General features: G+C 46.5%; 19 protein-coding genes. 15 read left to right on the plus strand and 4 right to left on the minus strand.

Annotated features, from left to right (window positions below):
- From VNN20_01105 to VNN20_01115, 3 genes are all read left to right on the plus strand, one after another.
- A partial coding sequence (locus VNN20_01105; GenBank protein HWP90785.1) for a tetratricopeptide repeat protein occupies window positions 1-1,406 on the plus strand: 1,406 nt, incomplete at its 5' end.
- Window positions 1,399-3,774, plus strand: coding sequence for a sulfite exporter TauE/SafE family protein (locus VNN20_01110; GenBank protein HWP90786.1), 2,376 nt, complete (start codon window positions 1,399-1,401; stop codon window positions 3,772-3,774). The genes VNN20_01105 and VNN20_01110, both read left to right, overlap by 8 nt.
- Before the next feature lie 85 nt (window positions 3,775-3,859).
- Window positions 3,860-4,627, plus strand: coding sequence for a transporter (locus VNN20_01115; protein ID HWP90787.1), 768 nt, complete (start codon window positions 3,860-3,862; stop codon window positions 4,625-4,627).
- A gap of 12 nt (window positions 4,628-4,639) precedes the next feature.
- Here the strand turns inward: VNN20_01115 and VNN20_01120 are convergent, their stop codons facing one another.
- The gene (locus tag VNN20_01120) at window positions 4,640-4,990 is read right to left on the minus strand and encodes a DUF3147 family protein (protein ID HWP90788.1); all 351 of its coding nucleotides are present in this window, start codon (window positions 4,988-4,990) and stop codon (window positions 4,640-4,642) included.
- Window positions 4,991-6,150: 1,160 nt separating this feature from the next.
- On the opposite strand from VNN20_01120, the gene VNN20_01125 reads away from it, so the two are divergent.
- The 3 genes from VNN20_01125 (at window position 6,151) to VNN20_01135 (ending at window position 10,569) form a co-directional block, all read left to right on the plus strand.
- Window positions 6,151-8,274, plus strand: a complete 2,124-nt coding sequence (locus tag VNN20_01125; GenBank protein HWP90789.1) for a TonB-dependent receptor — start codon at window positions 6,151-6,153, stop codon at window positions 8,272-8,274.
- Window positions 8,275-8,586: 312 nt separating this feature from the next.
- Window positions 8,587-9,735, plus strand: coding sequence for a hypothetical protein (locus VNN20_01130; protein HWP90790.1), 1,149 nt, complete (start codon window positions 8,587-8,589; stop codon window positions 9,733-9,735).
- 120 nt (window positions 9,736-9,855) lie between these two features.
- Window positions 9,856-10,569: a TonB family protein gene (locus VNN20_01135; protein ID HWP90791.1), complete on the plus strand. Its 714-nt coding sequence runs from the start codon at window positions 9,856-9,858 to the stop codon at window positions 10,567-10,569.
- A 51-nt stretch (window positions 10,570-10,620) separates the two neighbouring features.
- Here the strand turns inward: VNN20_01135 and VNN20_01140 are convergent, their stop codons facing one another.
- Both VNN20_01140 and VNN20_01145 read right to left on the minus strand, forming a co-directional pair.
- Window positions 10,621-10,980, minus strand: coding sequence for a plastocyanin/azurin family copper-binding protein (locus tag VNN20_01140; GenBank protein ID HWP90792.1), 360 nt, complete (start codon window positions 10,978-10,980; stop codon window positions 10,621-10,623).
- A gap of 79 nt (window positions 10,981-11,059) precedes the next feature.
- The gene (locus tag VNN20_01145; protein ID HWP90793.1) at window positions 11,060-12,283 is read right to left on the minus strand and encodes a copper amine oxidase N-terminal domain-containing protein; all 1,224 of its coding nucleotides are present in this window, start codon (window positions 12,281-12,283) and stop codon (window positions 11,060-11,062) included.
- A 215-nt stretch (window positions 12,284-12,498) separates the two neighbouring features.
- Between VNN20_01145 and VNN20_01150 the strand changes: the two genes are divergently transcribed.
- The 8 genes from VNN20_01150 (at window position 12,499) to VNN20_01185 (ending at window position 20,905) form a co-directional block, all read left to right on the plus strand.
- A complete protein-coding gene (locus VNN20_01150; protein HWP90794.1) occupies window positions 12,499-14,736 on the plus strand; it encodes a hypothetical protein in 2,238 nt (745 codons plus the stop codon).
- Window positions 14,737-15,166: 430 nt separating this feature from the next.
- A complete protein-coding gene (gene lspA / locus VNN20_01155) occupies window positions 15,167-15,652 on the plus strand; it encodes a signal peptidase II (GenBank protein ID HWP90795.1) in 486 nt (161 codons plus the stop codon).
- Window positions 15,653-15,654: 2 nt separating this feature from the next.
- A complete protein-coding gene (locus VNN20_01160) occupies window positions 15,655-16,287 on the plus strand; it encodes a riboflavin synthase (GenBank protein HWP90796.1) in 633 nt (210 codons plus the stop codon).
- A 142-nt stretch (window positions 16,288-16,429) separates the two neighbouring features.
- On the plus strand, window positions 16,430-16,954 hold the full coding sequence (locus tag VNN20_01165) for a shikimate kinase (GenBank protein HWP90797.1): 525 nt from the start codon (window positions 16,430-16,432) through the stop codon (window positions 16,952-16,954).
- A 43-nt stretch (window positions 16,955-16,997) separates the two neighbouring features.
- Window positions 16,998-17,723 carry an MBL fold metallo-hydrolase gene (locus VNN20_01170; protein ID HWP90798.1) on the plus strand — a complete coding sequence of 242 codons (726 nt, stop codon included), beginning with the start codon at window positions 16,998-17,000 and terminating at the stop codon, window positions 17,721-17,723.
- Between the two features lie 60 nt (window positions 17,724-17,783).
- A complete protein-coding gene (locus tag VNN20_01175) occupies window positions 17,784-19,421 on the plus strand; it encodes a hypothetical protein (GenBank protein ID HWP90799.1) in 1,638 nt (545 codons plus the stop codon).
- Window positions 19,422-19,514: 93 nt separating this feature from the next.
- The gene (locus VNN20_01180) at window positions 19,515-20,375 is read left to right on the plus strand and encodes a GNAT family N-acetyltransferase (GenBank protein HWP90800.1); all 861 of its coding nucleotides are present in this window, start codon (window positions 19,515-19,517) and stop codon (window positions 20,373-20,375) included.
- A 17-nt stretch (window positions 20,376-20,392) separates the two neighbouring features.
- Entirely contained in the window at window positions 20,393-20,905 is a 513-nt protein-coding gene (locus tag VNN20_01185) for a quercetin 2,3-dioxygenase (GenBank protein ID HWP90801.1), read from the plus strand.
- 72 nt (window positions 20,906-20,977) lie between these two features.
- On the opposite strand, the gene VNN20_01190 is transcribed toward VNN20_01185, so the two are convergent.
- Complete coding sequence (locus VNN20_01190) at window positions 20,978-21,289, minus strand: hypothetical protein (protein ID HWP90802.1); 312 nt, start codon at window positions 21,287-21,289, stop codon at window positions 20,978-20,980.
- A gap of 747 nt (window positions 21,290-22,036) precedes the next feature.
- Here VNN20_01190 and VNN20_01195 point away from each other — a divergent pair.
- The gene (locus VNN20_01195; GenBank protein HWP90803.1) at window positions 22,037-24,001 is read left to right on the plus strand and encodes an acetoacetate--CoA ligase; all 1,965 of its coding nucleotides are present in this window, start codon (window positions 22,037-22,039) and stop codon (window positions 23,999-24,001) included.
- Window positions 24,002-24,422 lie beyond the last annotated feature (421 nt).

Genomic DNA, 24,422 nt, shown 5'->3' on the forward strand with positions numbered 1-24,422 from the left:
AACCGCCCCTACTTTTTTGGTCTTCTTCTATCACAATGAAAAAAATAGTTTTGGTAATTCTTATTATATCTGCTCTACTTATTCCTGGATGCTCTCAGTCGAAAAGGGAGGAGACAGAGAATAAGGTTGATGATGAAAGCATCCAAAGGGAGCTAACAAACACCGATAATATAATCAAATCTTATCTGGCTCGAATAAAGTTAGACCCGTATAGCTACTCTAGCTATACGAAGCTGGGTGAGGCTTACATACAGAAGGCCAGAGAGACCGGGGACACGGCCTATTATGATAAGGCTGAGGAGGCGCTTAAAAAGGCTTTAGAACTTTATCCGGATAGCTACGCTACAATTGTTTTCCTGGGACAGGTAAGTTCGTCCAAGCATGACTTTCAAAGCGCACTCTATTATGCGGAGAAGGCGGTAAAGCTAAAACCCGAAGACAGTTATGCCTACGGCATTCTTGGCGATGCCTATATAGAGCTTGGAGAGTACGACGAAGCGGAGAGGGCGTATGAAAAGATGTTGAGCTTAAGCCCCGACTTTTATTCCTGCAGCCGCTTGTCCTATATAAAGGAATTAAGGGGCGATACGGAAGGAGCAGTTCAGACGATGCAAAAGGCAATTGATTACGGCACGAAGCAAAGACTGCCTGAAGAAAATATGGCCTGGGCCCATTATATTCTGGGAGAAATGTATTTTAATCAAGGAGAATTAAAAAAAGCCGAAGAGCATTACCGAAAATCGCTCAACAAATACGAAAACTACTATTATGCACTGGCCGGTTTGGGAAAGGTAAAAGCCGGACAGAAAAAGTATGAAGAGGCTATAGAGTTATACAATAAGGCAGTTGCAATAGTTCCTCTCCCCATTTTTATTTCTTCTTTGGGAGAGATATATGAGAAAACCGGCAATATGAAGGAAGCGAAAAAACAATACGACCTCGTAGAATACATCGGACTTCTGAGCGAGGTCAACAAGGTGATATATAACCGGGAGCTTGCCCTTTTTTATGCCGACCGTGACGTGAAATTGGATAAGGCGCTCGATTTAGCGAGTAGAGAGTTGAAAGCGAAAAAAGATATTTACAGCTATGATACCCTGGCCTGGGTCTATTATAAAAAGAATCAATTGGAAGAAGCCCTCGATGTTTCTCAAAAATCGCTTAGTTTAGGCACTAAGGATGCAAAGCTACATTATCATGCCGGGATGATTCACTATAAGCTCGGAGAAATGGGTAAAGCCAAAGATCATCTTAGTCAGGCACTATCGATCAATCCTTATTTTCACGTAATTTATTCTGACGTTGCGGCGAATACACTCAAGGACAATAGAAAACGAAACTTCATCTGCGAGAAGGGAGTGACGGGAGTTATGAATAAGAAGTTGAGAGTTGAGAGTTATGAGTGAGAATAAAGAATCAAAAGTTTTAAGAGCAGGACATTCTTCATTCTTAATTCGCTGTGTTTCATATCACTTCAAGGAGCGAATTGAAGGTTATCTCCTCCCCCCTTGCGGGGGAGGATTAAGGTGGGGGGTAAGGGAGAAGGGGCGAGAAATTGCACACTTCGGCCTTAACTTTTTCATACTGTTGTTTTTAGGTCTATTTCTTTTCTATCCCCATCAGGCTTATGCCCATCCCATGGGGAACTTCAGTATCAACCACTACTCCAAAATCGAAGTTGATAAAAACGGGTTGAAACTGAGATACATAATCGACCTGGCCGAAATTCCCACTTTCCAGGAATTAGGGGAAATAGACACAAACGGAGACAAGATAACCTCACCGGAGGAGGAAAAAGCTTATCTGTCCCGCAAGGTAGAGGAATTAAAAAACGGCATCTCTCTAAAGTTAAATGAAGAGCCGATCAATCTTAAGCCCGAATCCGTCGATATGATTTTCATCCCCGGTGCGGGCGGCCTTCCCACGATCAAGATAACTGTCGAATACAGCGGAGAGTTCGGACAAGCCGAACTATCGGAATTAAATACTGCTCGGTATGTAGATAATAACTATAGCGGCAGGACCGGTTGGAAGGAAATAATCGTCTTGGGTAAAGATGGAGTAACTATTGCCAATTCCTCCGCACCATCGAGTGACATCAGTAATGAGCTAGCCAGCTATCCGGAGGATGCCCTTTCCAGCCTGCCCCAGGATGTCCAGGCGGCTTTCTCATTTTCTCTAGAGGACGGGCAGATGGGCATAGCTTCTACGGATAATCGAGAAGTAGATACCGGCACAGGCGTAGCAAAAACTCCAAAAGATTCCTTCGCCGAGCTTGTCACCAATAAGAAACTCACACCCCAGATAATACTTTTATCTTTAGTCATAGCATTCGGTCTTGGCGCTTTTCATGCCCTTTCTCCCGGTCATGGCAAGACTGTGGTAGCCGCATATCTTGTAGGCTCCCGTGGGACGGCGGGGCATGCGCTTCTTCTCGGCGCTGTTGTTACACTCACTCATACAATTGGAGTTTTTGCACTCGGTTTTGTTACCCTTTTTGCATCCAAATACATACTTCCTGAGAAGCTCTATCCATGGCTCGGATTTACTTCAGGTCTTATAATCTTGGTGATGGGCATGTTTTTATTCAGCAAGCGCTACCGGGCATTATTCAGCCGGAAAGGCGCACACGTCCACGGACATCCTCATAGTCATCAACATCAACATTCGCACAGCCATGACCACGAGCATGGACATCACCACCATGAGATTCCAGAGAGGGTAACTTGGGGAGGTCTCTTCGCCCTTGGTGTAAGCGGTGGGATAATCCCTTGCCCTGAGGCCTTGATTGTGCTTCTAAGCGCTATATCGCTACAGCGGGTTGGGTTCGGGCTTGTGCTTATTCTGGCTTTCAGCATCGGTCTTGCACTGGTATTGATGGCCATCGGTCTGATGATGGTCTATGCCAGGCGATTTATGGAAAGATTCAACGACCAGGAGAGATTGATGCGTACTCTTCCTCTTATTTCGTCCATCGTTATAAGCATTCTCGGATTTGCCATTGCCGTTCAGTCCTTGGTAGGCGGAGAGATTTTGCAGATAAGCTTCAAGAACATTAATTTAAGTCCTACTTTAATTGCCACACTGGGTCTGGGTTTCATTTTCGGTCTGAAGCACGCGCTCGATGCCGACCATATAGTCGCTGTGTCCACAATTGTGAGCGAGTACAAGAGCATATCTAAGTCCTCCTTAATAGGTACGTTCTGGGGACTAGGTCACACAGCATCTCTATTGTTGGTCGGTTTGGTTGTCATTCTCCTGAGGCTCACCATTCCGGCTAAGCTGGCACTGCTTATGGAGTTCGGAGTGGCGGTGATGCTGGTTTTATTAGGGATGAATATCATCTGGAAGGTTTTTCACGGAACCAGAGTCCATGTTCATACACATGAACACCACGGGATAACCCATAGTCATCTGCACGTTCATGAGGGTAGGAAAGAAGAGCATAAACATAATCATTTGATCAGTCTTGGCAAAAAGCCTTTCCTAGTAGGTCTCGTGCATGGTGTGGCCGGTAGCGCCGCCCTGATGCTTTTAGTGTTAGCCACCGTACCCACGCCATTGGCAGGGCTTATCTACATACTGATATTTGGTATAGGCTCTGTTGGGGGGATGCTGATAATGAGCTCGTTGATAGGGCTCCCATTTGTTTTGACTGCAAGCCGGCTTGTGCCCTTAAACGAGCGAATAAAGGCCGTAGCCGGGGTGCTGAGCGTGGCTTTCGGCATATTCTTGGGATGGGAGATCGGCATAGTCGAAGGTCTATTTCTTTAAACCGAAAAATCTTCTTCTCAAGATTACAAAAAAGTTATATATTTAGAACTTCTTCATATACCATAGCTTTGAGAGAACTCTTATATTGTCCACCAGGGCCAGGACTTTTCTTCTGATCAGCGTTTTAATTTGCATATCAACCTCCTTTTCTTTTGCTTTTCCGCCCTTTAGAACCGAGGACGCCGGGACCACGCCCAAGGGCGGCATAGGGATAGAATTAGGAAATGAGTTCACTCGCCGGGATGATGGTAAACAGGACTTTATTGGACTCAACTTGATTTACGGTATTGCAAATTGGATTGAAATTGACATAAACTTTGCCCTTTTATACCTCCTGCCGGATTCCGGTGAAGATGAGACTGGCTTTGCCGATATTCTAATATTATCCAAGATTAAAATTCTGGGCGAGGGCGGAATACTCGGCCAAAGGGATTATTTCCCCGACCTTGTTTTAGAGCCGTCCGTTTTAATTCCTACCGGGAATGAAGATAAAGGCCTCGGCTCGGGTGAATTGGAACTTGGACTTCTTCTGGCTCTTGAGAAGAAACTCTGGAGATTTACCGGAAGGGCAAATATAGGTTACTTTGCGACCAATATCCCGGTCGTAGACGAAAATTTTGAAGACCGGTTTTTTTACGGATTTGAGGTTGACCTTCCCCTGTCCGAGAGACTGCTCTTGGGCCAGGAGTTGACCGGTGGATTTGGCTCGGGAGATAGAAATACTTTATTCACCTTAACCGGTCTTGTTTTTACGGTCACTGAAAACGTAGCTTTTAACCTGGGGCTGGAGTTCGGGTTAAAGGGTGTTCAGTCAGCAGTGACCGGGCTGGCGGGAGTGACGCTCAGTTATTGATGAACTGTATAGCTATATCGGCAGCCCCAGCTTCTTTCCCAAAGCAGCATAGAGTGAGTAGAATAGGATCATCACGACGCATGATATAAGCATTGATACCCAGAAATTAATTTGGTGCCTCAATAGCCAGGGCAAGACCAAAAAGAAACACAAGGTAGGAAGAACCAGCCAGAATATGCCGACAGATAGGTCGGCGATGCGTCCGGAGTCTTTAGTGTCTATATATAGCCATATCATAGCTAGTATTGATGTTAGTGGCAGAGCAGCCAATAGAGCAGCGAATGTCGTGTATCTTTTAGCGATTTCGGAAACCCCTACTACGATAAGTGCAGTAAGAATTATCTTAACCAATATGTATAACATGTTTAACCTCCGAGTGAGATAAAAAAGTTTCACTTTTCGTGGTTAATGGAATAACATATTTTCATCTATACTTTAATATGTAACTTATCCAAAATAAGAGATTGGTTGTCGCTAAAAGAGGGCGGCTCAACAACGACGGTATAAAAAGAATAATCCCTTGACCTTGTGTGGGAAACCTGCCCTGTGGTGGTATTGACGAAGGGTCCATGGCTCGACTGAGTTTATCTTCAGTGCAGTCGAAAGGCTCATGGTTCGACTCCGCTCACCATGAAGGCGGATCTAAAACTCACAGCAGCACCATGCCCTTCACCCTTAGCCCCTCGGCGTAGTTCATCTTGGGCGTAGCCGAAAGGCTCGGGATAAACTACGAAGAAGGGTAATAGGGTTATAAGCTATTTCAACAATAGGATTAGGATGGCGCTTGCATGGCAAATATGAAGGAGTGTGACCTGACTTTAAAAAGGCGTTTTTATCTATATAAAGGCCTTGTTTTACTATTATGAACCTCCGGTTTCTAATTATTCTGGACAGCAGTGCTGTAATATAAAAATTGAAAGTGAACCGTTTTCATAAATTTTCATCTAAACTTGTAATTCCAGAATATATTAATTAGAGTGTAGAAAATAGTCATGTATGCGAGGTACATTCCCCGATTAGTTTCTTTTGCTTTCTCGATAGCCTTTTCTATCAACTTTTTATCTTATGCAATTCAGCCTTACGTTCCGCCGTCAATAGTTGAGCACTCGGCATCTTACTCAATCCAGAGCTGTCCTTCACACTCTATTCAAAATCACTTATCCCATGTAATTAAGCACATAACCAAATCTGAGAACAATGAAGGGACAGAAAAGCACTGCTTCTGCTTTAACCGCAGGGGTATTCAAAGCGGCTCATTTGTCAGCTTTAAACCCTCTCTCAAGGCTTTGACTAATCAATATTCAGTTTATTTGTTTCCTCTAGAGGAAAGCCTTTACCAAAATGAATTTAGTAAAATCCTCTCCGTCCGTTCTCCTCCAATCCTTTCATAAGTAGTTCCTGGAATCTGCACAAGTTAAATCACTCATGGGTGTAAATCTTCTCACCACGGTTGGGTTCCTGGCGTGAGTGCGGTGATTTGCCCCTTCACTTTTGACCATCTCTTATCAAGGAGGAGAACTACTATGTATGGGATACTAATCTTGGTATTAATCAGTTTTACGTTAGCACTTGCGTATGCCCAAGAGGAGCCGGAGATTTTCCGGCTTCCGCCGGTTGTCGTGGATGCGCCGCCCGTTGAGTTCGGAGAAAGACCGGACCGAGAACTCTCGGAGGAGGAGGCACGTGATGAGCTCGAACGCACGCCGGGGGGGGTAGGCTTCGTTGGTGAAGAGGCCATCGAAGAATCACGTGCTTTTAACGAGAAGGATGTCCTGGATTTCATACCGGGTGTTTTTATTAGACCTCGTTTCGGAGCAGAGGAGAGCCAGATATCCATCCGGGGCTCTGGGCTACGCAACAATTTTCACCTTCGCGGGGTGAATATACTAATAGACGGTTTTGCCATCAATAACGCCGACGGTTTCGGAGTTTTTGGGCTTCTGGAACTCCTTTCCGCAAAGCGAATCGAGGTGTACAAAGGTGCCAATGCGCTTCGTTTTGGAGCAAACACACTGGGAGGGGCAATAAATGTGGTAACTAAAACAGGCTATGACGCCGACCTGGTGGAGGCTAGGGGTGAGGCAGGCTCTTTTGGATTCCTGAAGGGCTACCTGGGGACCGGGCAGGTTTACGAACCGGTAGATTTTTATCTGGCGGGAAGCGATACCGAGTTGTTCGATAATTACCGGCAGCATAGCGAACAAGCGCGAAGGCGCATTTATTCCAACATCGGCTACCAATTACCGAATGGGACGAGGCTTCGTTTCGATTTCAATTATGTGAGGAATGATGAAGAACTGCCGGGGGCGCTTACCCTAGAAGAGTTTAAAGAGAACCCCAGACAGGCGAATCCCGATAGCGTGCTATTTGATGAACGTCACGACTACAACTATTACCGTGCCGCGTTCACCGTGTGGCACCCCTTGACGACAAATCAGGTTCTCGAATTTAATACGCAGTTTAATTTTCTGGACTTAGACCATCCGCTGAGCTTTGCAGTGATCGATAATGATACCTATAATGTTAGCGGAGAGCTTCGCTACCTTGTGTCAGCACCCATTTCTGGACATGGCAACCGGCTGACCATAGGTCTTCAACTTGCTTATACAAATTTGGATGACCTGAATTTTGCGAATGATTTTGGCAAACGCGGTGAGAAGGTTAAAGACCAGCTTGCCAAGGCTACCAGTGTTGCTCTTTGTGCTGAAAACCAGCTTGATGTGACGGAAAACTTCACTTTAGTATTTGGCGGGCGGATGCAGTATTACGAATTCTCGGTAAACGACCATTTCTTTGCGGACGAGGATTCGCGCCCGGATGATTCGGACTCCACTGATTTCTTTTCGGTTACTCCGAGGTTTGGCTTTATTTGGAATGCAGCTCCGACCGTGCAGATTTTTGGCAACATCAGTAGCGCCTACGAGCCTCCTATTTTGATCGAGCTAACCGCACCGGGGCAGCTCGACGGAGATTTGGGTGAGCTCAAGGCACAGAAGGCCTGGCAGTTTGAGTTGGGGACCCGGGGTGAGTTGTACCAGAGGGTTGCATGGGACATATCGGTATACGATATAGAACTCTGGGACGAGATACAGAACGTCAATATCTTGCCTTTCCCGGACGCGCCTTTCACCATCCCTCGTTTCCAAAACATCCCTCGTTCCAGACATGCCGGTATTGAGTTCGGGTTAGACGTGGTACTGATGAAGGATTTACTGCCGCGTATCGGGCTTGGTTATACCGGCGATTCTTTGGGTATACGAAACGCCTATACGTTCTCATACTTTGTGTTTGTCAACGATCCTGAGTTTGGCGACAACGACCTTCCCGGCGCGCCTCGGCACTATATTCGGAGCGAGCTACGCTACGATAATCCGGTAGGATTGTGGATAGCACCTAATATCGAGGCGATTCCCGAGGGCTATTTTGTCAATAGCGAGAATACGGTGAAAACGGACCCATACATTTTGTTCAATTTCGAGCTGGGATGGAAATATAAACCCTGGAATCTACTGGCCTTCTTTGAGGCGAGTAACCTTTTCGATAAAAACTATGTTTCCGCGGTGGTAGTTGATTCGGCGGATGGAAGATTCTTTGAACCAGGGGACGGACGGGCATTCTATGCCGGCCTTCAATGGGGATGGAATTAAACTGAGGAGGGAAAATTGAGTAGAATTAGATCTAACTTGAGAATTAGTTGTGGTTTACCACGGGGATCCCACTGTCATTGCGAGCGGAGCGAAGCAATCTCTTCATTTTTTCCTGGTTTAGATTGCTTCGTCGCAGAGTCTATCCTGAGTGAAATCGAAGGACTCCTCGCAATGACATATAAGTCTGTTTATGTAGGTTTTGATACTCGGCAGCTTACAGGGGGGTTCATTCGTTTGTTTTCAATCTTATTTCTCCTCGCTTCTCTGTTCTTGCTCTTCGGTTGCTCAAAAGCTTCGGAGGAGAATATTAGCTTGGGACCTCGCTATGAAATAACCCATCCCGGCAAGGGACACGAAGTACATATCTCCGATGCTTCAGTCGCGGTCACTCCGGAAGGGAAGACCTTAATAGCCTGGATTTCACAGGATGGGGAGACTAACAATGTTTACATAACCAGTCCCGGGGAGGGGGAAGGAAAGTTTGTCCGGGTCAATCCGGATGGCACCAGTGCGGATTCTATTCACCAGGCACCGGGGATAGCAACAGGGCCTGGAGGAGAGGTTTACGTTTCATGGTCCTCGAAAAAACCAATGCCGGAAGGGGTGCTGTTTGCATCAGACCTTTATATATCCCGGTCATCGAATGGAAGGTTGAGCATTGACCATCATTTGCGCGTTAACGAAGACCTTCCTATTTCCCACTCGTTCGAGGGGCTTGACGTCTCTCCCGATGGTACATTGTATATATCCTGGATAGACAGCCGTGAAGGCTGGAATAATCCGGCTACTTTTCTGGCACGTATTATTGATAGGGGCACTAAGATTGATAGGACTGTAAAGCTGGACGATAGCACCTGTGTTTGCTGTCGTATAGATGTGGCTACAGGCCCCAAAAACGAGGTAGCCGTTCTCTGGAGGAAAGTGTTCCCGGAGAACATACGCGACATGGTGATGGCAGCATCTTCAGGCGGTCTAATAACCCAGCCAAGGCTCGTTCATGCCGACGGATGGAAGATTAATGCCTGCCCGCATCGGGGCGGCAGTGTAGCCATTGACCGGGAAGGGAATAAGTATGTCGTCTGGTACACCGAGGGAAACGGTGAAAAGCCAAGTCTTCTCTTCGCGGTTTCATCGGATGGTGAGAATTTCTCCCCGCCAAAGCGTTTAGACGAATCTGCCGGTTCAATTCCCGATCATCTGCGAATGGCGGTTAATAAAGATGGCCAGGCGGTTATGGTCTGGGAAGATTCAACTGCGGTTCGCCGCCGGGTTCTATTGAGATACACTACCGACCGGGGGAAGAGCTTTAGTCCCATTCGGGTGCTTTCTCAGGCGGTAAAGGCTTATGCTCCTGATATCTCAACAACAGCGGATGGCGATTTTGTGGTTTCATGGCACGAGGAGCAATTTCCGGTAACGAAGACTATAGTCCAGCATTTCAGTCTTAAAGGTGCGGATTGAGCGAAATCTAGGCGGTTGAGATTATATTAGGTTTTGTTTAGTTTATATGGAAACGAAAAGGATGGATTATTAGGCTTGATTAATTAAGAATGCATCTACGCAGGATACGGGGTTAACTTTATGTTCGGTATCAATCTCAGGAATTTCCTCATAATATCCTTAGTTTTACATATCGTTTTGTTGTCTCTAGCTTCTGCTTTTCTGGTGGAATCCATAGAGGAGTTTACAAGACCAAGTCCAATTGAGGTAGGAATCGTCGCCACCTATACAAACCCCTCCGAAAGAACAAACTCTTTAGAGTCTTTTCCTAAAGAACTACCCAAGCCGGAGAAGAGGGTTGAAAAGCCAGTTGTTCCTATCAAGGAAAAAAGGGAAACACAGAAGAAAAAAGAAATAGCAAAGAAGGTTAACGAGCCTGTAGTCGAGCAAAGCGAAACAAATCCGACCCGAAATGGGATTTTTGAGTCGATAGAGAAGGTTGAAAACACCACCGTTACAAGTATCAGTGAGCAGGTAACGGAGTATATATCCGGTCATGATTCTCAAAAGAGTGATGAGCTTGCCTATCCGGATTACAAGATAAACCCGAAGCCCAATTACCCGATGATAGCCAGGAGAAAAGGCTACGAGGGAGTAGTTCTACTGAAGGTTTGGGTTCTGGAAAATGGAAGGGTGGGAAAGATTGAACTGCAAAAGTCGTCAAACTACGAGATGCTGGATAAATCGGCCATGAAGGCCGTTGAGAATTGGATATTTATACCCGGAAAGAAGAACGGAGAACCCATTTCCAGTTGGGTAACGGTTCCTGTTAAATTTCAGTTGAGTAGTGGGTGATAAAATCGAGGAGCGCATGTACCTATATACAAATCATTGTCAGAGATAGTTTTAAGGAATCACCTTGATAGCACCGGTCATTGAATTATGCCTCTTGCAAAAGTAAGGATATTCTCCGGGTTTCTCAAATGTGAATGAATAGCTTTGTCCCTTCGTGAAAAAGCCGGAATCAAAAGCATCCCCCGGTTTATCCGGCGTGCCGTTTGTAACGCTGTGCTCTATTGCATCTCCATTTGTCCAAACCACAGTAGTGCCAACTTCGACTTGCAGCGTCTTTGGTTTATAGGTAAAAAGTTTTATGTCCACATTGGTAGTATTAGATTGTTTGGTATCTCCGGTAAAGGCTGAAAGGTTGGTTAAATTGTTTGTGAGTATTACAGCCATGAGTAAAACTAGCATGAGATTCTTCATTCGTTAGCCCTCACACAGGAAGTAACAGGCTTTAAAGATTTGCCTGTTACTTCCTGGAGCGAATTTTTTAGGCAACAATTTACTTCATAGCAAAGTTATTGGGGAACTGTTTGACTATGGTTTCGGCCAGCGGGTCGCCGATCATCTGCATGTGGCTGGCTGCCGTCCTTAAGTCAGAATAGGCTTTGGCTTGATCTCCTCCAGCTTGAGCGTCGATCACCGTTTTGAGAGTTAGAACGTGTGTTTTTACCAGGTCAGCCACTACATCTGTGGGTAGGGCGGGGCTTGCAGAGTTTAAGAATGCACCAAAATCCTGGGTGTACTGTACCAAATCGGCAACTGCTTTCTCCTGCTTTGCCTGGTCTTTCGTTGCTACACCAGTGGTATAATCGACGACAAAGCCGATGTGCTTACGCCACAGCGGAAGAAACGCTTCACCGGCCTCTGCCCCATAAACTGAGCCAATTGCCTTGGCTACGTCAACGGAATTGGCGTCAAGGGCTGCCGCTGCTGCCTCAAATTCGGCTTGCCTACCGCCTAATGCCGCCCCGGTGGCTGATGCGGCTAAGAAAACGTGCTCACGGAGGAGGAGATTCAAATTAGAACGGAGTGTGGCGGCGGAAGAGTCGGTCGATCCAGGGAACTTGTCCGGGAACTGCTTGGCGATAGCCCCGGCATGGGCATCAGCAATCATGGGCATGTGGGCCGCCGCTGTGCGAAGAGAAGTGTATGCTTTCCCATAATCGCCGGCCGCCTGTGCGTCAATGACCTCCTTCAGGGTTAGGATGTGTCCCTTGACCAACTCAGCCACGACATCCACCGGGAGCGAAGGGCTGGCCGAGTTTATGAAAGCGGCGAAATCCTGGCTGTACTGTATGAGGTTGGCAACAGCTTGGTCCTGTTTGGCTTTGTCATTTGTGGCTACCCCGGTGGTATAGTCGACAACAAACCCTATGTGCTTTCTCCATAACGGTAGAAATGCCTCACCGGCCTCAGGTCCATATACCGAGCCGTTCGCATTGGCCAGGTCAATCGAGTTGCCGTCAAGGGCTGCCGCTGCCGCCTCAAACTCTGCCTGGCGCCCGCCAAGCGCCGCTCCGGTAGCGTCAGCGGCCAGGAATACATGCTCCTGGAGTAGGCCGTTAAGTTTGGTGCGGAGCGCTGCCGCAGGGGTAGCGGACGTAGCTTCCACTGATTCCTTGGTCATCTCCTTATTGGTAGCGGATGCACATCCGATTAGCGTAACGAGCATCAGCGTTAAGGCCATCGAGACCGCTTTAAGCTTTGTTGAGAGAATGTACATGTCATCTCCTCCTATAATTAAATTTCTTTTCCTATATATACGGTTATATAGTTGTGTTTGGATTAATTGATGGGGCAGCAATTAAATTGGAAAGGGAAATAATTCCAGGCAGTGGTATCTCAAATATCGGATTTGTAGTATATTTCTATCTGCGGTTGACTAAATTACTTTTTGAATCACGGAATTAAATTTAAGTAGGCAGGGATTAAACCCAATTGACCTTCGTAGAAATGTTCTTTTCAAATAGAGTGCTCATATCGCTATTCATAATAGTTTTCGTATCGTTCATACTGCTTTTTTTTCCGCTTGTGGGAACTCTAGGGTTTGAATTCTCTATAGTGATTGCTTTCATCGCCGCATTTATTTCGGTTTTTATTTCCGCCGAATATATAAACCTAGACCTTAGCAAAAGATTCGCTAAGGAGAGAAGGTTCTCAGACCTGGCGTCCTCTATCTTCATAATTAATTTCATACTGATTGCCCTCCCTTTTTGTATCGCGTCCATAAGCTCTATCGTCAGGAAAGACTGTTATATAAAGGAGGGAATAATCTTCTATGTCTTGATACCGGTCGTTACCGTTTTCTTTTCCACCTCGTTGGGTCTTTTTCTGGGAATAGTATTCCCCAGAAGAGGATTTTTTCTGGGGGCTATTATACTGATCGGCACGATTTGCTACTCGCTCTGGCAACTCTACGTTAATCCGCCCATTTTTTTCTATAATGCGGTGGTCGGTTTTTTCCCGGGCCCGCTCTATGACCAGGCAATACCGATAACCCCTACACTGGTGATATACCGGTTAAGCGTCGTTTGCTGGGGCATACTTTTCTTGCTATTGTTGAAACTCATACGAGGTTTAAGGTTCGGTGCGGTGAGGTGGGGAAGCATCTTTGGCCTTTTATTTATTGTTCTGCTCCTGGCCGTTTTTCATGTAAAAAGGGAGGAACTGGGAGTGAGCTACACCCGGGATTACATTACCCGGAACTTCCTGAAGGGTTCCCTTGAAACCGAGCATTTTGTGATTTATTACGTCCCCGGCACGCCGGAAGCCAAGCAAATAGACCTGATTGCTGGCGACCATGAATGGCGCTACAACCAACTGAAGCATTTTCTTGATATCAAATCAGAGGAGAAGATTCAGTCCTACATCTACCCGAATGAGCAGATGAGGAAAAGACTAATCGGGGCCGGGGAAACAACCATCGCCAACCCGATTCACAGGGAAATACACCTGGTTTACGATTCATTCCCAAACCCGGTGCTTAAACACGAGCTCACCCACGTCATGTCGTCCGAGTTTGGCATGAGGGTTTTAAGGATAAGTCCCAAGGTCGGTCTCTTGGAGGGACTGGCCGTTGCCGCTGATTGGGGTGTTGCTAACGGGCTTACTCCTCATCAATGGTCGGAGTCGATGTTTAAAGCCGGTACTGCACCGGATGTTAGGGATATGGTGGGGTTTGGTTTCTGGTATGCCCCGCCCAAGAAAAGTTACACCCTGATGGGCTCGTTTTGCCGCTACCTGATCGATACCTATGGAATTGAAAAATTTAAGACCGTTTATAGAACCGGAGATTTTTCGGTTTATGGAAAGAGCCTTGATGAACTGATCTCCGAATGGAAGGCCTTTCTCAGCACCGTTCCCATTCCGGAGAATGCACCCATCCTGGCCGAGTACAGGTTCAGCGAGCCCAGTATTTTCAAGGCCACTTGTCCCAGGAAGGTAGCTGCTTTGAAAGAGGCCGGCTTCAGGGCGCTAAACGGGGGCAATTTGTACGAGGCTAAGAATTACTTCATCCAGGCCTTGAATTATAGCGGTAAGGACCCTGTGCTTATAGACAGCCTGGCCTATGTTTATTACTATGACCAGGACTACGATAAGCTTCTTGATATAGTCGAAGGAGCAGACTCCGTTCCGGCAGTGGATAAGAATATCCTGGAGAACCTTCGCGGAAACGCATTATGGCAGTCGGGTAAGGCAGGGCAGGCAGAGTCCGTTTTCCGTTCACTTCTAGAAAAAACACTACCCGATGATATAAAAAGGGAGCTGGAAATAAAGCTTAGCTCCATATCGGCTGGAGGGGAAATTGAGGAGAAGATGCGTAAGTACTTCGGCACCAGGGACAAGCTTACGCAAGTAGTCGTGCTTCAGGAAATCATAAGAGATTTTCCCTCTTACGCCCCTGCCTATTACCTTCTCGGAAGAATATTCTATGCGGATAAAAACTATTGGATGGCGGTACCCTTCCTTACCGAGGCCGATTTGCTCCTCCTTCCATCGATCAACCTGCAACAGGAGAACTCCCGTATTCTCGGCGTATCACTTTTTGCGGTAGGCGATTATGCTGGTGCGATGTACCGATTTTATCGTATAGTGGAAACAAACCAGGACGGTGCATTAAAGGACTTTGCCCTCGATTTTATGGAAAGATGCCGGTGGGCGGAAGGCAGGAAGTAAAAGCAACTCTTTCTGAGTTATGCATTCCTTCCAATACAACTCTAGTATATCTCAGACTTGTCCGAGGTATAAGGGATTGGTTCGTCTAAACTAAATAAGTATGGAAGGATGATTTAAAGAAAGAGGAGTTCGTCCTTCGACTCCGCTCAGGACGAACGGGTTTTTCACTCCTTATTCCTTCAGTGGAATTTGCACCGAATTCATCGAACGTACTCAGAGCAGACTCTGAGCAGTGTCGAGAGATGCTGAGGTGGTTCAATTTTAGTTAGATTAGAATACCTACTGATTATTTCTTCAGGAGGTTATTTCCCATAGTTTGTATTGCTTCGATAAAATCTGGTGACAGTTTTTTGTGGACCGGTACATGCTGACACCTAAATCAAGATAAAATCTGTTGAAGTAATCTCTTTGTCCGATATAATCTAGTGGAATGAATAAATATAAAGTCGTCATTTTTGTTTCATTATTCATTGTGATAGCAGACCAGATAACCAAGTGGGCGATAAGAGCGAATCTGTCCCTCTTAGAGAGGGTACCGGTGCTGCCATTCCTGGATATAACCCATATCCGGAACAAAGGGGCGGCTTTCGGAATTTTTAATGACCTGCCCGAGAATTTGAGGATGCCCCTTTTTGTCCTGGTGCTGGTTCTTGCAGTCATAGTAATTTTTGTTTTTCTTAACAAAACCGATCCTAGAGATAGGATTCTGATTTATTCTCTATCTCTTATCCTGGGCGGGGCTATAGGGAATTCCATCGATAGATTCAGGCTGGGATACGTCACCGACTTCATAGATTTTCATTGGTTTGGTGATACCCGGTATCACTGGCCTCCTTTTAATGTCGCCGATTCGGCAATCACTATCGGCGTAATCTTAATCCTATTCGATGCTTTCTTCCTGAAGAGAGGTAGATAATTATGTTCACCGGTATAGTTGAGGACGTGGGTAAGGTTAGAGATATAAAGAGCCGCGCTAAAGAGGTTCTTTTTACCATCGAGGTAAAAAATATTGACGCGAAGGAAATAAAGCTCGGAGAGAGTATCGCTGTAAACGGCACTTGCCTGACCGTGACTTCCGTCCGGAAAAACACGTTCACCGTCGAAGCTTCGCAAGAGACCTTGGCCAGGACTAACCTTTCCAAGCTGAAGGTCGGGAGCCAGGTAAACCTGGAACGCTCCCTTAAGTTAGGGGATAGGCTGGGCGGGCATATCGTCAACGGGCATATAGATGGGGTAGGAAAGATAGAATCCACGGCGAATAGGGGAAAATCAATCGAGGTATGGTTTTCTATCCCGGAAGGGCTTTCTAGATACGTAGTGGAGAAAGGCTCGGTAGCCGTTGACGGCGTTAGTCTTACGGTAAACGAAGTGAATGGAAACAGGTTTTCAGTGAATATAATTCCGTACACACAGGAGGCTACGATATTCTCGCACATGAAAAAAGGGCAGATGGTTAACATAGAATGCGATATAATCGGGAAATATGTGGAGAAGCTCGTGACGGGTGGGGGCGGAAAGAGAGATATCAGGGAGTTAATCGAGAAGTTGTAGTAGTTAGTCATGACCAGGTTGACTAAACCGGTTTCGGGTTTCAAGTTTCCGAGTTTCGGGTATAAACAAACACGAAACGCAAAACTCGGAACTAGAAGCCTGGCGATTATTCATATTTATCAGTGATCTGATATTTGAAATCGTGAATAAGAACAGAAACTTAAATAACATCTACCTCATCGGCTTCATGGGCGCTGGAAAAACGAGTGTAGGGAGAATACTGGCTAAAAGTCTCAGGATGGGTTTTGTGGATATTGACGATAGGATAGAGAAAGAGCTGGGTATGACTATTTCTCAAATATTCTCAAAGTGGGGAGAGGACTATTTCAGGGATGCCGAGACAAAAATGCTTAGAGTTGTCTCCGGAAATGGAGCGCAGGTAATCGCCACAGGCGGGGGTATAGTTCTTCGGGATGAGAATTGGGATACCATGAGGGAGAACGGAGTTACAGTTTACTTGAAGGCGTCGGCAGAGGCTCTCTGGAACAGAATTAAGCACAACACTACACGTCCGCTCCTTCAAGTAGAAGACCCGTTTAAGAAAGCGGTTGAGATTCTTTCTGGGAGGATTCCTTTATACGAAAGAGCAGATTTGGTCATAGATACGGAGAATCTTACTCCACATGAAGTGGCTTTAGAGATAACCGCAAAATTGGAAAATTTTTGATTTTCGGAATTAGGGTTTAACTACAGTTAAATGGAGGATTAATATGACAAAAATTAATGAAATCGCCCCTGATCTTTATCGAATCTCTATATACGTCCCTGAGTATGACCTTCAGTTCAATCACTTTCTGGTGAAAGATGACGAACCCCTCTTATTTCATACTGGCTTAAAGGCTATGTTTCCTCAGTTAAGGGAAGCAGTGTCAACCATAATTAAACCGTCAGAGATTAAGTGGATTGGTTTCAGCCATTTTGAATCGGACGAGTGCGGGGCTTTGAATCATTGGCTCGAGGTAGCTCCTTCCGCCCAGGCGGTATGTAGTGTGGTTGGGGCGTTGGTTAGCGTCAATGACTTTGCGATAAGGCCGGCGAAGGGTATGGCAGACGGCGAGATGCTTGCTACCGGTAAGTACCGTTTTCGGTTCTGCTCGACTGTTCATCTTCCACATGGTTGGGATGCCGGGGTGATGCTTGAGGAGAAAAATAAGACCCTGCTGTGTTCTGATCTTTTTACCCATTTCGGGGAAGTGGAACCATTAACTGATTCGGATGTGGTGGGGAGAGCACAAAAGTCGCTGCTTGAAATGCAGGCCAGCCCTTTTGCCTATTATATGCCATATACACCTCAAACACATAAGATTCTTAGTAGGCTAGCTCAACTCGAGCCGAAAACGTTGGCAACGATGCACGGTTCTAGCTTCACTGGGAACTGCAAGCAAGCGTTACTCGACCTAGATGTAGTCATAAAAGAAACCCTTGGTGAACCTTAAAGACTTGGATTAAATTGCTAGGATTTTTAACTCTTCATTTAGTTAAAAAGGAGGGTTAAGATGAGACATATGATTTTAGCCGTTACCTTTTTATTGATTTCAGGCTCAGCTATGTGCCAGGAGCACCATTCTACCGATCAAACTAACAAAGCCGAGTTGATATACGGCATGGGAGACCATCATCATCCGGTCTCGACTACAAACCCGGATGCTCAGCGTTTTTTTGACCAGGGACTCACTTTGATTTATGCGTTTAATCATGATGAGGCGGTGCGCTCTTTTAAACGCGCTGCCGAGCTTGACCCCAATTTAGCTATGGCCTATTGGGGAATAGCCCTGGCGCTCGGGGCTAATATCAATCTTCCGGCAGACCCGGAACGGGAGAAGGCGGCGTATGAGGCTATTCAAAAGGCCATCCAGTTGTCTACGAATGCGCCTGACCAGGAAAAAGCCTATATCAATGCGCTGGCAAAAAGATACTCAAACGACCCGGAAGCGGATTTGAATAAATTAGCTTTGGACTACAAGAACGCGATGGGGGAATTATCTAAGAACTATCCTGATGACCTGGATGCGGCCACGCTCTATGCCGAGAGTATGATGAATCTACGCCCTTGGCAATTATGGAATAAAGACGGAACCCCGGCCGAGGGCACGGAAGAAATCATTTTAGTGCTAGAATCGGTTCTCGATAGAAATCCTGACCACATAGGCGCCAATCACTATTACATTCATGCTGTCGAAGCCTCATCGACGCCGGGTAGGGCACTTCCAAGTGCGGAGAGGCTTAAAACACTGGCACCGTCGGCAGGCCATCTGGTGCACATGCCTGCTCATATCTACATGCGTACCGGCGATTATAAATCTGCCGTTCAAGCCAACCTGGAGGGGGCGGAGGCCGACCGTGACTACATCAAGAACGGCGGGGTGAAGGGCATATATCCGCTCATGTACTACAGCCATAACCTTCACTTCCTATCGGTGGCCCATGCTATGCAAGGCCGGTATCTGGATGCGAAGAGGGCGGCAGACCAGCTTGGGGAACACGTCGGTCCTCACGTCAAGGAAATGCCCATGCTTGAATTTTTCATGCCCACCTCCACTCTCATCATGGTTCGTTTCGGACGATGGGACGACATCTTAGCGTCGCCAAAGCCGGATTCGGGTATGCTCATCACCACGGCCATGTGGCATTTCGCCCGGGGCATGGCCTATGCGGCAGCGGACAAAGTTAATGAAGCGGAGAATGAACGAACTCAATTTGCATCCGTAGCGAAGGCAGTGCCTGGAGATGCAACCTGGGACCTCAATAGTGCTAGCAGCGTACTGAATATCGCCGGAATGGTTCTTGATGCCAGAATAGCGCTAGCCCGGGGAGATAAAAAATCGGCAATCGAAATTTTGAGAAAGGCAGCGGAGGCGGAAGACGCTCTCAATTACGCCGAGCCTCCCGGCTGGTATATACCGGTGAGGGAATCGCTCGGCGCCGTCCTTCTACTGAATGGTGATTATGCAGAGGCGGAAGGGGTTTTTCGTGCCGACTTGGAACGTAATCCGAGAAGCGGCCGCTCGCTATTCGGCCTGTCCGAGAGTTTAAAGGCCCAGGGAAAGGGATACTCCTCTCAACTGGTACAGAAGGAATTCGAAACCGCTTGGAAGAATGCGGACGGCCCACTCAAGGTTGAAGACCTGATTTGAAGTCAGGATAAATTAAAGATGACAAATAAAATAAAGGTGGGTTATTAAGTTGGTCATATTAAAGGCTACAATTATGATTGAGGAGAAGTGAACTTGGCTCTTGAATTAGTTCCTGCGGAACCTAAGCACATAAATGAAATAGGAAGAATATGTTTTGAGGCATTCAAGTCCATTCATGATAAGCATGTTTTTCCGAGGGATTTTCCGGATGTCGAATTGGCCATTAAGGTGGTAGGTATGCTTGTCGAACGTAAGGATTTTTATGGGGTTGTTGCACTCCTGGAGGGAAAGCCGGTGGGCTCAAACTTTTCATCTTTGATGGACGAGGTGTCTGGCATAGGCCCGATCACCGTGGACCCAGCTTGCCAGACACGGGGTATCGGAAGGGCTTTAATGGAGGGTGTGGTGAATTATGCGAAGCGGAATAACATAGAAAAAATTAGATTACTCCAGGACTCATTCAACATGGCATCGCTTTCCTTATATACCTCACTCGGTTTTGATGTGAAAGAGACGGTAGTCCTGATGGAAGCAGTACCTGCATCGAAGGCTGATCAGACAGTGCGCTCAATCACGGAGAATGACCTGGCCGTCATCGAAGGGTTATCCAGACGAATTTACAAGGTCAGCCGAATAAACGAGGTTGCCTCAGCGTTTGTTTATGGTTTCCCTGCGTTTTTAAGGGAGCGTGACGGGCGTGTGACCGGTTATTTGTTGCCTGGCTTTTTTGGTCATGGAGTTGCAGAGACCGAGGAGGATGCCCTTGCGCTCATCGGAGAGTCGGCCCGTCGAATTCCGCCTGAGTTTGCCCGCTTTTTCTGCCCACTCCGTCAGGAAAAGTTTTTCCGTACTGCTCTGAGGAATGGATGTAGGGCGATAAAGGTTATGAACCTGATGGCGGTAGGGCCGTACGAGCCTCCTCAAGATGTCTGGATGCCTTCCATTCTTTACTAGATGAAAAGGAGGCTGGGATGAGTTCGATTAATAATAATGGTGGGATTAGAAACGACAAGAAAATTGCGTTGAGACCGGGCGAAGGGAAATCGTACTGGTTGCTTGGCGACCTTTATACGTTCAAACTGACCGGGGATGATACTGGAGGGGCATTCGCTTTGGTCGAGAATACGGTGCAACCTCAGAACGGACCACCGCCGCATATACATCATCGAGAAGATGAAACCTTTTATGTGTTGGAGGGGGAGTTTTCGTTCTTGCATGGCGATACTACATTTAGTGCTGGCCCCGAGTCGTTTATCTACATTCCTAAAGGCACGCTTCATACATACAAGAATGTAGGCAGGGATATCGGCAGATTGGTATTTCTTTTAACACCAGCCGGGTTTGAGAAATTCTTCGAGGAAGTCGGCGCGCCGGCGGAAGACAAAACAACTCCTCCTCCATTCGACCCGGCTACTGTGGAGAAGCTCTTAAAACTGGCCCCCAAATACCATCTCGAAGTCAAACTGCCCCCATCTGGAGATTAGGCTCTCGATTGAGGTGGTGATTCTTTCATAACAATAGAGAATGCATAGACCTACAACGGATTGTTAAGTCAGCTAAGAAATACGCCATGATAATATCATCAGCCCCTCATCCGGGTCGCCCAGGATTAAGGAACGGCCGGTGTGATGTTCTTGGGCGACGATAGCGCAGGTGATAGCGTCAAGCTCGTGGCAACTGATCTTCCTTCTTTTGATATCCCCTTCCAGCCGGAATTTTTTCAAACCCTTTTTTAAACCGGCAGGGTCCTTTTGCCGGGGAATTCCCCAAATGTCTTGAGCCCCTCCGGGATAGGTTTCGACAACCGGAATCCTTTCTCTGGCAAGCCAGTCCCAAATTTTCGTTCCTCTAATCGTAAGCGTCCGCATCGGACCTAAGCTCAGTGCAAAGATTGGGATACCCAAGCGGCGCACTGCCCTATCGCATTCTCGAAGATGACCGTTACCTCGGCAGGAGCAATCGTCCTTGAGGCAACAGCGCCCTCGAGGAAGGGTTAAAGGAGCATCTATTGCTACCAAGGACGGTCTGAAATTAACAATCTCCTCCAGGATTTCTGAATCCTAAAAAAGTAGTTTCGTATGAACTAGATTGTTACTAAGCGTACAAAATCCGGATGGGCGGTGATTAACCGCGGCCAGGTCGAGTCCTACATAACGAGTGGACATTTCACGGCGAGATTTTTTCAATAATTCACCTTTGTTTACGCAAAATATGAATAAAATATCTGGAATCGAAACCGTGCTTATGAATACTTACGAGATTAATATACAATATTTATAGTCAGAATTTGAGATTTCGGGCAATGTCAGCATAAGTTAAATCTGGAAGTAACTTTCAACGCTGTCATTCTGAGCGAAGCGAAGAATCTAATTTTTAGATGCTTCACTTCGTTCAGCATGACAAGATAGGCGGTTCGCTGAGCTTACTCCTTCCCCGATTTAATCGGGGATCAGCTCAGGACAGGCCTTGTTTAAGAAAGACTCAGAGTGACCTTAGTAAAAGTGAAATCATTCTATCAGATACAACTTGCTAAGGCGGTGTCCGTTTGATTAAATCCTGGCTATTACAATATTTATGAATGAGGAGACAGCAACTATGGATATGGGAGATAAATAATGAAAGAACCGCTCTGGACCCCGTCAGAGGAGAGAATAAAAAAAGCCAACATGACTCGCTTTATGCAGTTCGTCGATAAGAAATATGGAAAGGACTTCAGTAACTATGATGAGCTTTACCGGTGGTCTATAGAGAGTATTCCCGACTTCTGGGAAGCGATGTGGGAATTTGGAGAGGTAAGGGCATCGAGCGGGTATGAGACCGTTGTCGATGATTTGACTAAAATGCCCGGGGCAAGATGGTTCATTGGCGCCAGGCTTAATTTTGCGGAAAACCTTCTTCGCTATAGAGATGACCGGGTTGCATTAATCTTCAAGGGTGAGGAAAAAGAACCGGTCGTAGTCAACTATGCAGAGCTTTATGATAATGTTGCCCGCTTGGCTAGGTCCTTACGCGATATCGGAGTAAAAAAGGGAGATAGAGTGGCCGGATTCATGCCCAACATGATAGAAACGGTTGTTGCTATGCTGGCTGCTACCAGTATCGGGGCGATATGGTCTTCTTGTTCACCCGACTTCGGGATAAAGGGTGTGCTTGACCGCTTTGGACAAATAGAGCCAAAGGTGTTATTCACCGCAGACGGCTACTATTTCAAGGGAAAAAGGTTTGACTCTTTGGAAAGAATCTCCGGCATCATCAAGGAGCTGCCTTCAATCGAAAAAGTTATAGTAGTTTCTTATACAGAAAAAAAGCCAGATATAACTCGTATTCCCAATTCAATTCTCTATGACGATTTCATATTTTGTAGGGGCAAGGCATGCCTTGCCCCTACTCTAGAGTTTGAGCAACTGCCCTTTGATCATCCCCTTTACATAATGTACTCCTCCGGTACGACCGGACTGCCCAAATGCATGGTGCACAGCGTAGGCGGCACTCTAGTCCAGCATCTTAAGGAGTTAAAGCTCCATACCGACCTCAAACGCGAAGACGTCATTTTTTACTACACCACCTGCGGCTGGATGATGTGGAACTGGCTGGTTAGTTCGTTATCACTGGGAGCAACTTTAGTGTTATACGACGGATCCCCATTCCATCCTGACCCGGGGGCTTTATGGAAACTGGTCGAGGATGTGAAGATAACCATATTTGGCACCAGTGCCAGGTATATTGCCGCACTGGAAAGTGAAGGAATAAAACCCGGCGATAATTATGACTTGAGTAGTTTGAGGACTATTCTCTCTACCGGGTCGCCCCTGATTCTAGAGAGCTTCTACTACGTTTATCGGCATATAAAACCGGATGTACAACTTTCCTCCATCTCCGGGGGTACCGATATTATCGGATGTTTCGTTTTAGGAAATCCAATCGGACCGGTATATCCGGGGGAGATACAGTGCCGCGGACTGGGCATGAAAGTTGAAGCCTTTGATGAGAATGGCAAATCGGTGATAGGGCAGAAGGGCGAGCTTGTCTGTACCGCTCCTTTTCCTTCGATGCCCATTTACTTCTGGAATGACCCGGACAACCGGAAGTACCTTAATGCTTATTTTAGTAAATATCCTAACGTATGGACTCATGGGGATTACATAGAGATTACGGAGAACGGCGGAGCAGTCATCTACGGCCGCTCCGATGCCACCCTAAACCCGGGCGGCGTGAGAATCGGCACGGCGGAAATTTATCGACAGGTAGAATCCTTTCCCGAGGTTGCCGATAGCATCGTGGTTGGCCAGAGATGGCGGGATGACGAGAGGGTTATACTATTCGTAAAACTAGTCGAGGGTAAGGAACTCACTTCGGAACTGGAGAGCAAGATTAAAAAAGCCATAAGGGAAAATGCTTCTCCTCGTCACGTTCCGGCAAAGATAATCGCGGTCAGGGATATTCCTTACACCATCAACATGAAGAAGGTGGAATTGGCGGTGAGGAATGTTATCCACGGAGAACCGGTGCTTAACAAGGACGCTCTGGCTAACCCGGAGGCTCTAGAGTATTATAAGAATTTACCTGAACTTCAAAGTTAGGAAGAGGGTACATGTTTGGCATAGGTTTCTGGTAAGCCTATTCATTAACTTGAGAATTCCCGGTGGCTTGCCCAGGGGTTTCCGCTGTCATTGCGAGGAGTCCTTCGGTAGACTCAGGATAAACTCCTCGACGGAGCAATCCAATTAGATTCTTCGCTTCCTCAGAATGACAACTTGTGTCAGATTGCTTCGCTGATTTTACACTGAACAGAGCGAATGTGCTCGCAATGACATGTTAGAGTACTTGCGTATGTATTGATACACTGCGGCTTGGAGATTGTCTGATGATTATCTATAGTATCATGAAATTGAATATCCAAACTGTTCCATATACCGCGGGGCAGTTCATTTTTGTAGCGTAACAGCTCTATCCTTATTTCTCTATGTACAAGTAAAGACTCTTTCGTGTTGGAAGATATAC

The organism is Thermodesulfobacteriota bacterium (genome assembly GCA_035559815.1).
GTDB lineage: Bacteria > Desulfobacterota_D > UBA1144 > Nemesobacterales > CSP1-2 > DATMAT01.

Bases quoted from the DNA above. Each gene is read 5' to 3' on its own strand.
- VNN20_01125 (HWP90789.1), top strand. From the start codon at position 6,151: ATGTATGGGATACTAATCTTGGTATTAATCAGTTTTACGTTAGCACTT.
- lspA (HWP90795.1), top strand. From the start codon at position 15,167: ATGAATAAATATAAAGTCGTCATTTTTGTTTCATTATTCATTGTGATA.
- VNN20_01175 (HWP90799.1), top strand. From the start codon at position 17,784: ATGAGACATATGATTTTAGCCGTTACCTTTTTATTGATTTCAGGCTCA.
- VNN20_01110 (HWP90786.1), top strand. From the start codon at position 1,399: ATGAGTGAGAATAAAGAATCAAAAGTTTTAAGAGCAGGACATTCTTCA.
- VNN20_01190 (HWP90802.1), bottom strand. From the start codon at position 21,289: ATGCGGACGCTTACGATTAGAGGAACGAAAATTTGGGACTGGCTTGCC.
- VNN20_01135 (HWP90791.1), top strand. From the start codon at position 9,856: ATGTTCGGTATCAATCTCAGGAATTTCCTCATAATATCCTTAGTTTTA.
- VNN20_01120 (HWP90788.1), bottom strand. From the start codon at position 4,990: ATGTTATACATATTGGTTAAGATAATTCTTACTGCACTTATCGTAGTA.
- VNN20_01185 (HWP90801.1), top strand. From the start codon at position 20,393: ATGAGTTCGATTAATAATAATGGTGGGATTAGAAACGACAAGAAAATT.
- VNN20_01140 (HWP90792.1), bottom strand. From the start codon at position 10,980: ATGAAGAATCTCATGCTAGTTTTACTCATGGCTGTAATACTCACAAAC.
- VNN20_01170 (HWP90798.1), top strand. From the start codon at position 16,998: ATGACAAAAATTAATGAAATCGCCCCTGATCTTTATCGAATCTCTATA.
- VNN20_01160 (HWP90796.1), top strand. From the start codon at position 15,655: ATGTTCACCGGTATAGTTGAGGACGTGGGTAAGGTTAGAGATATAAAG.
- VNN20_01145 (HWP90793.1), bottom strand. From the start codon at position 12,283: ATGTACATTCTCTCAACAAAGCTTAAAGCGGTCTCGATGGCCTTAACG.
- VNN20_01195 (HWP90803.1), top strand. From the start codon at position 22,037: ATGAAAGAACCGCTCTGGACCCCGTCAGAGGAGAGAATAAAAAAAGCC.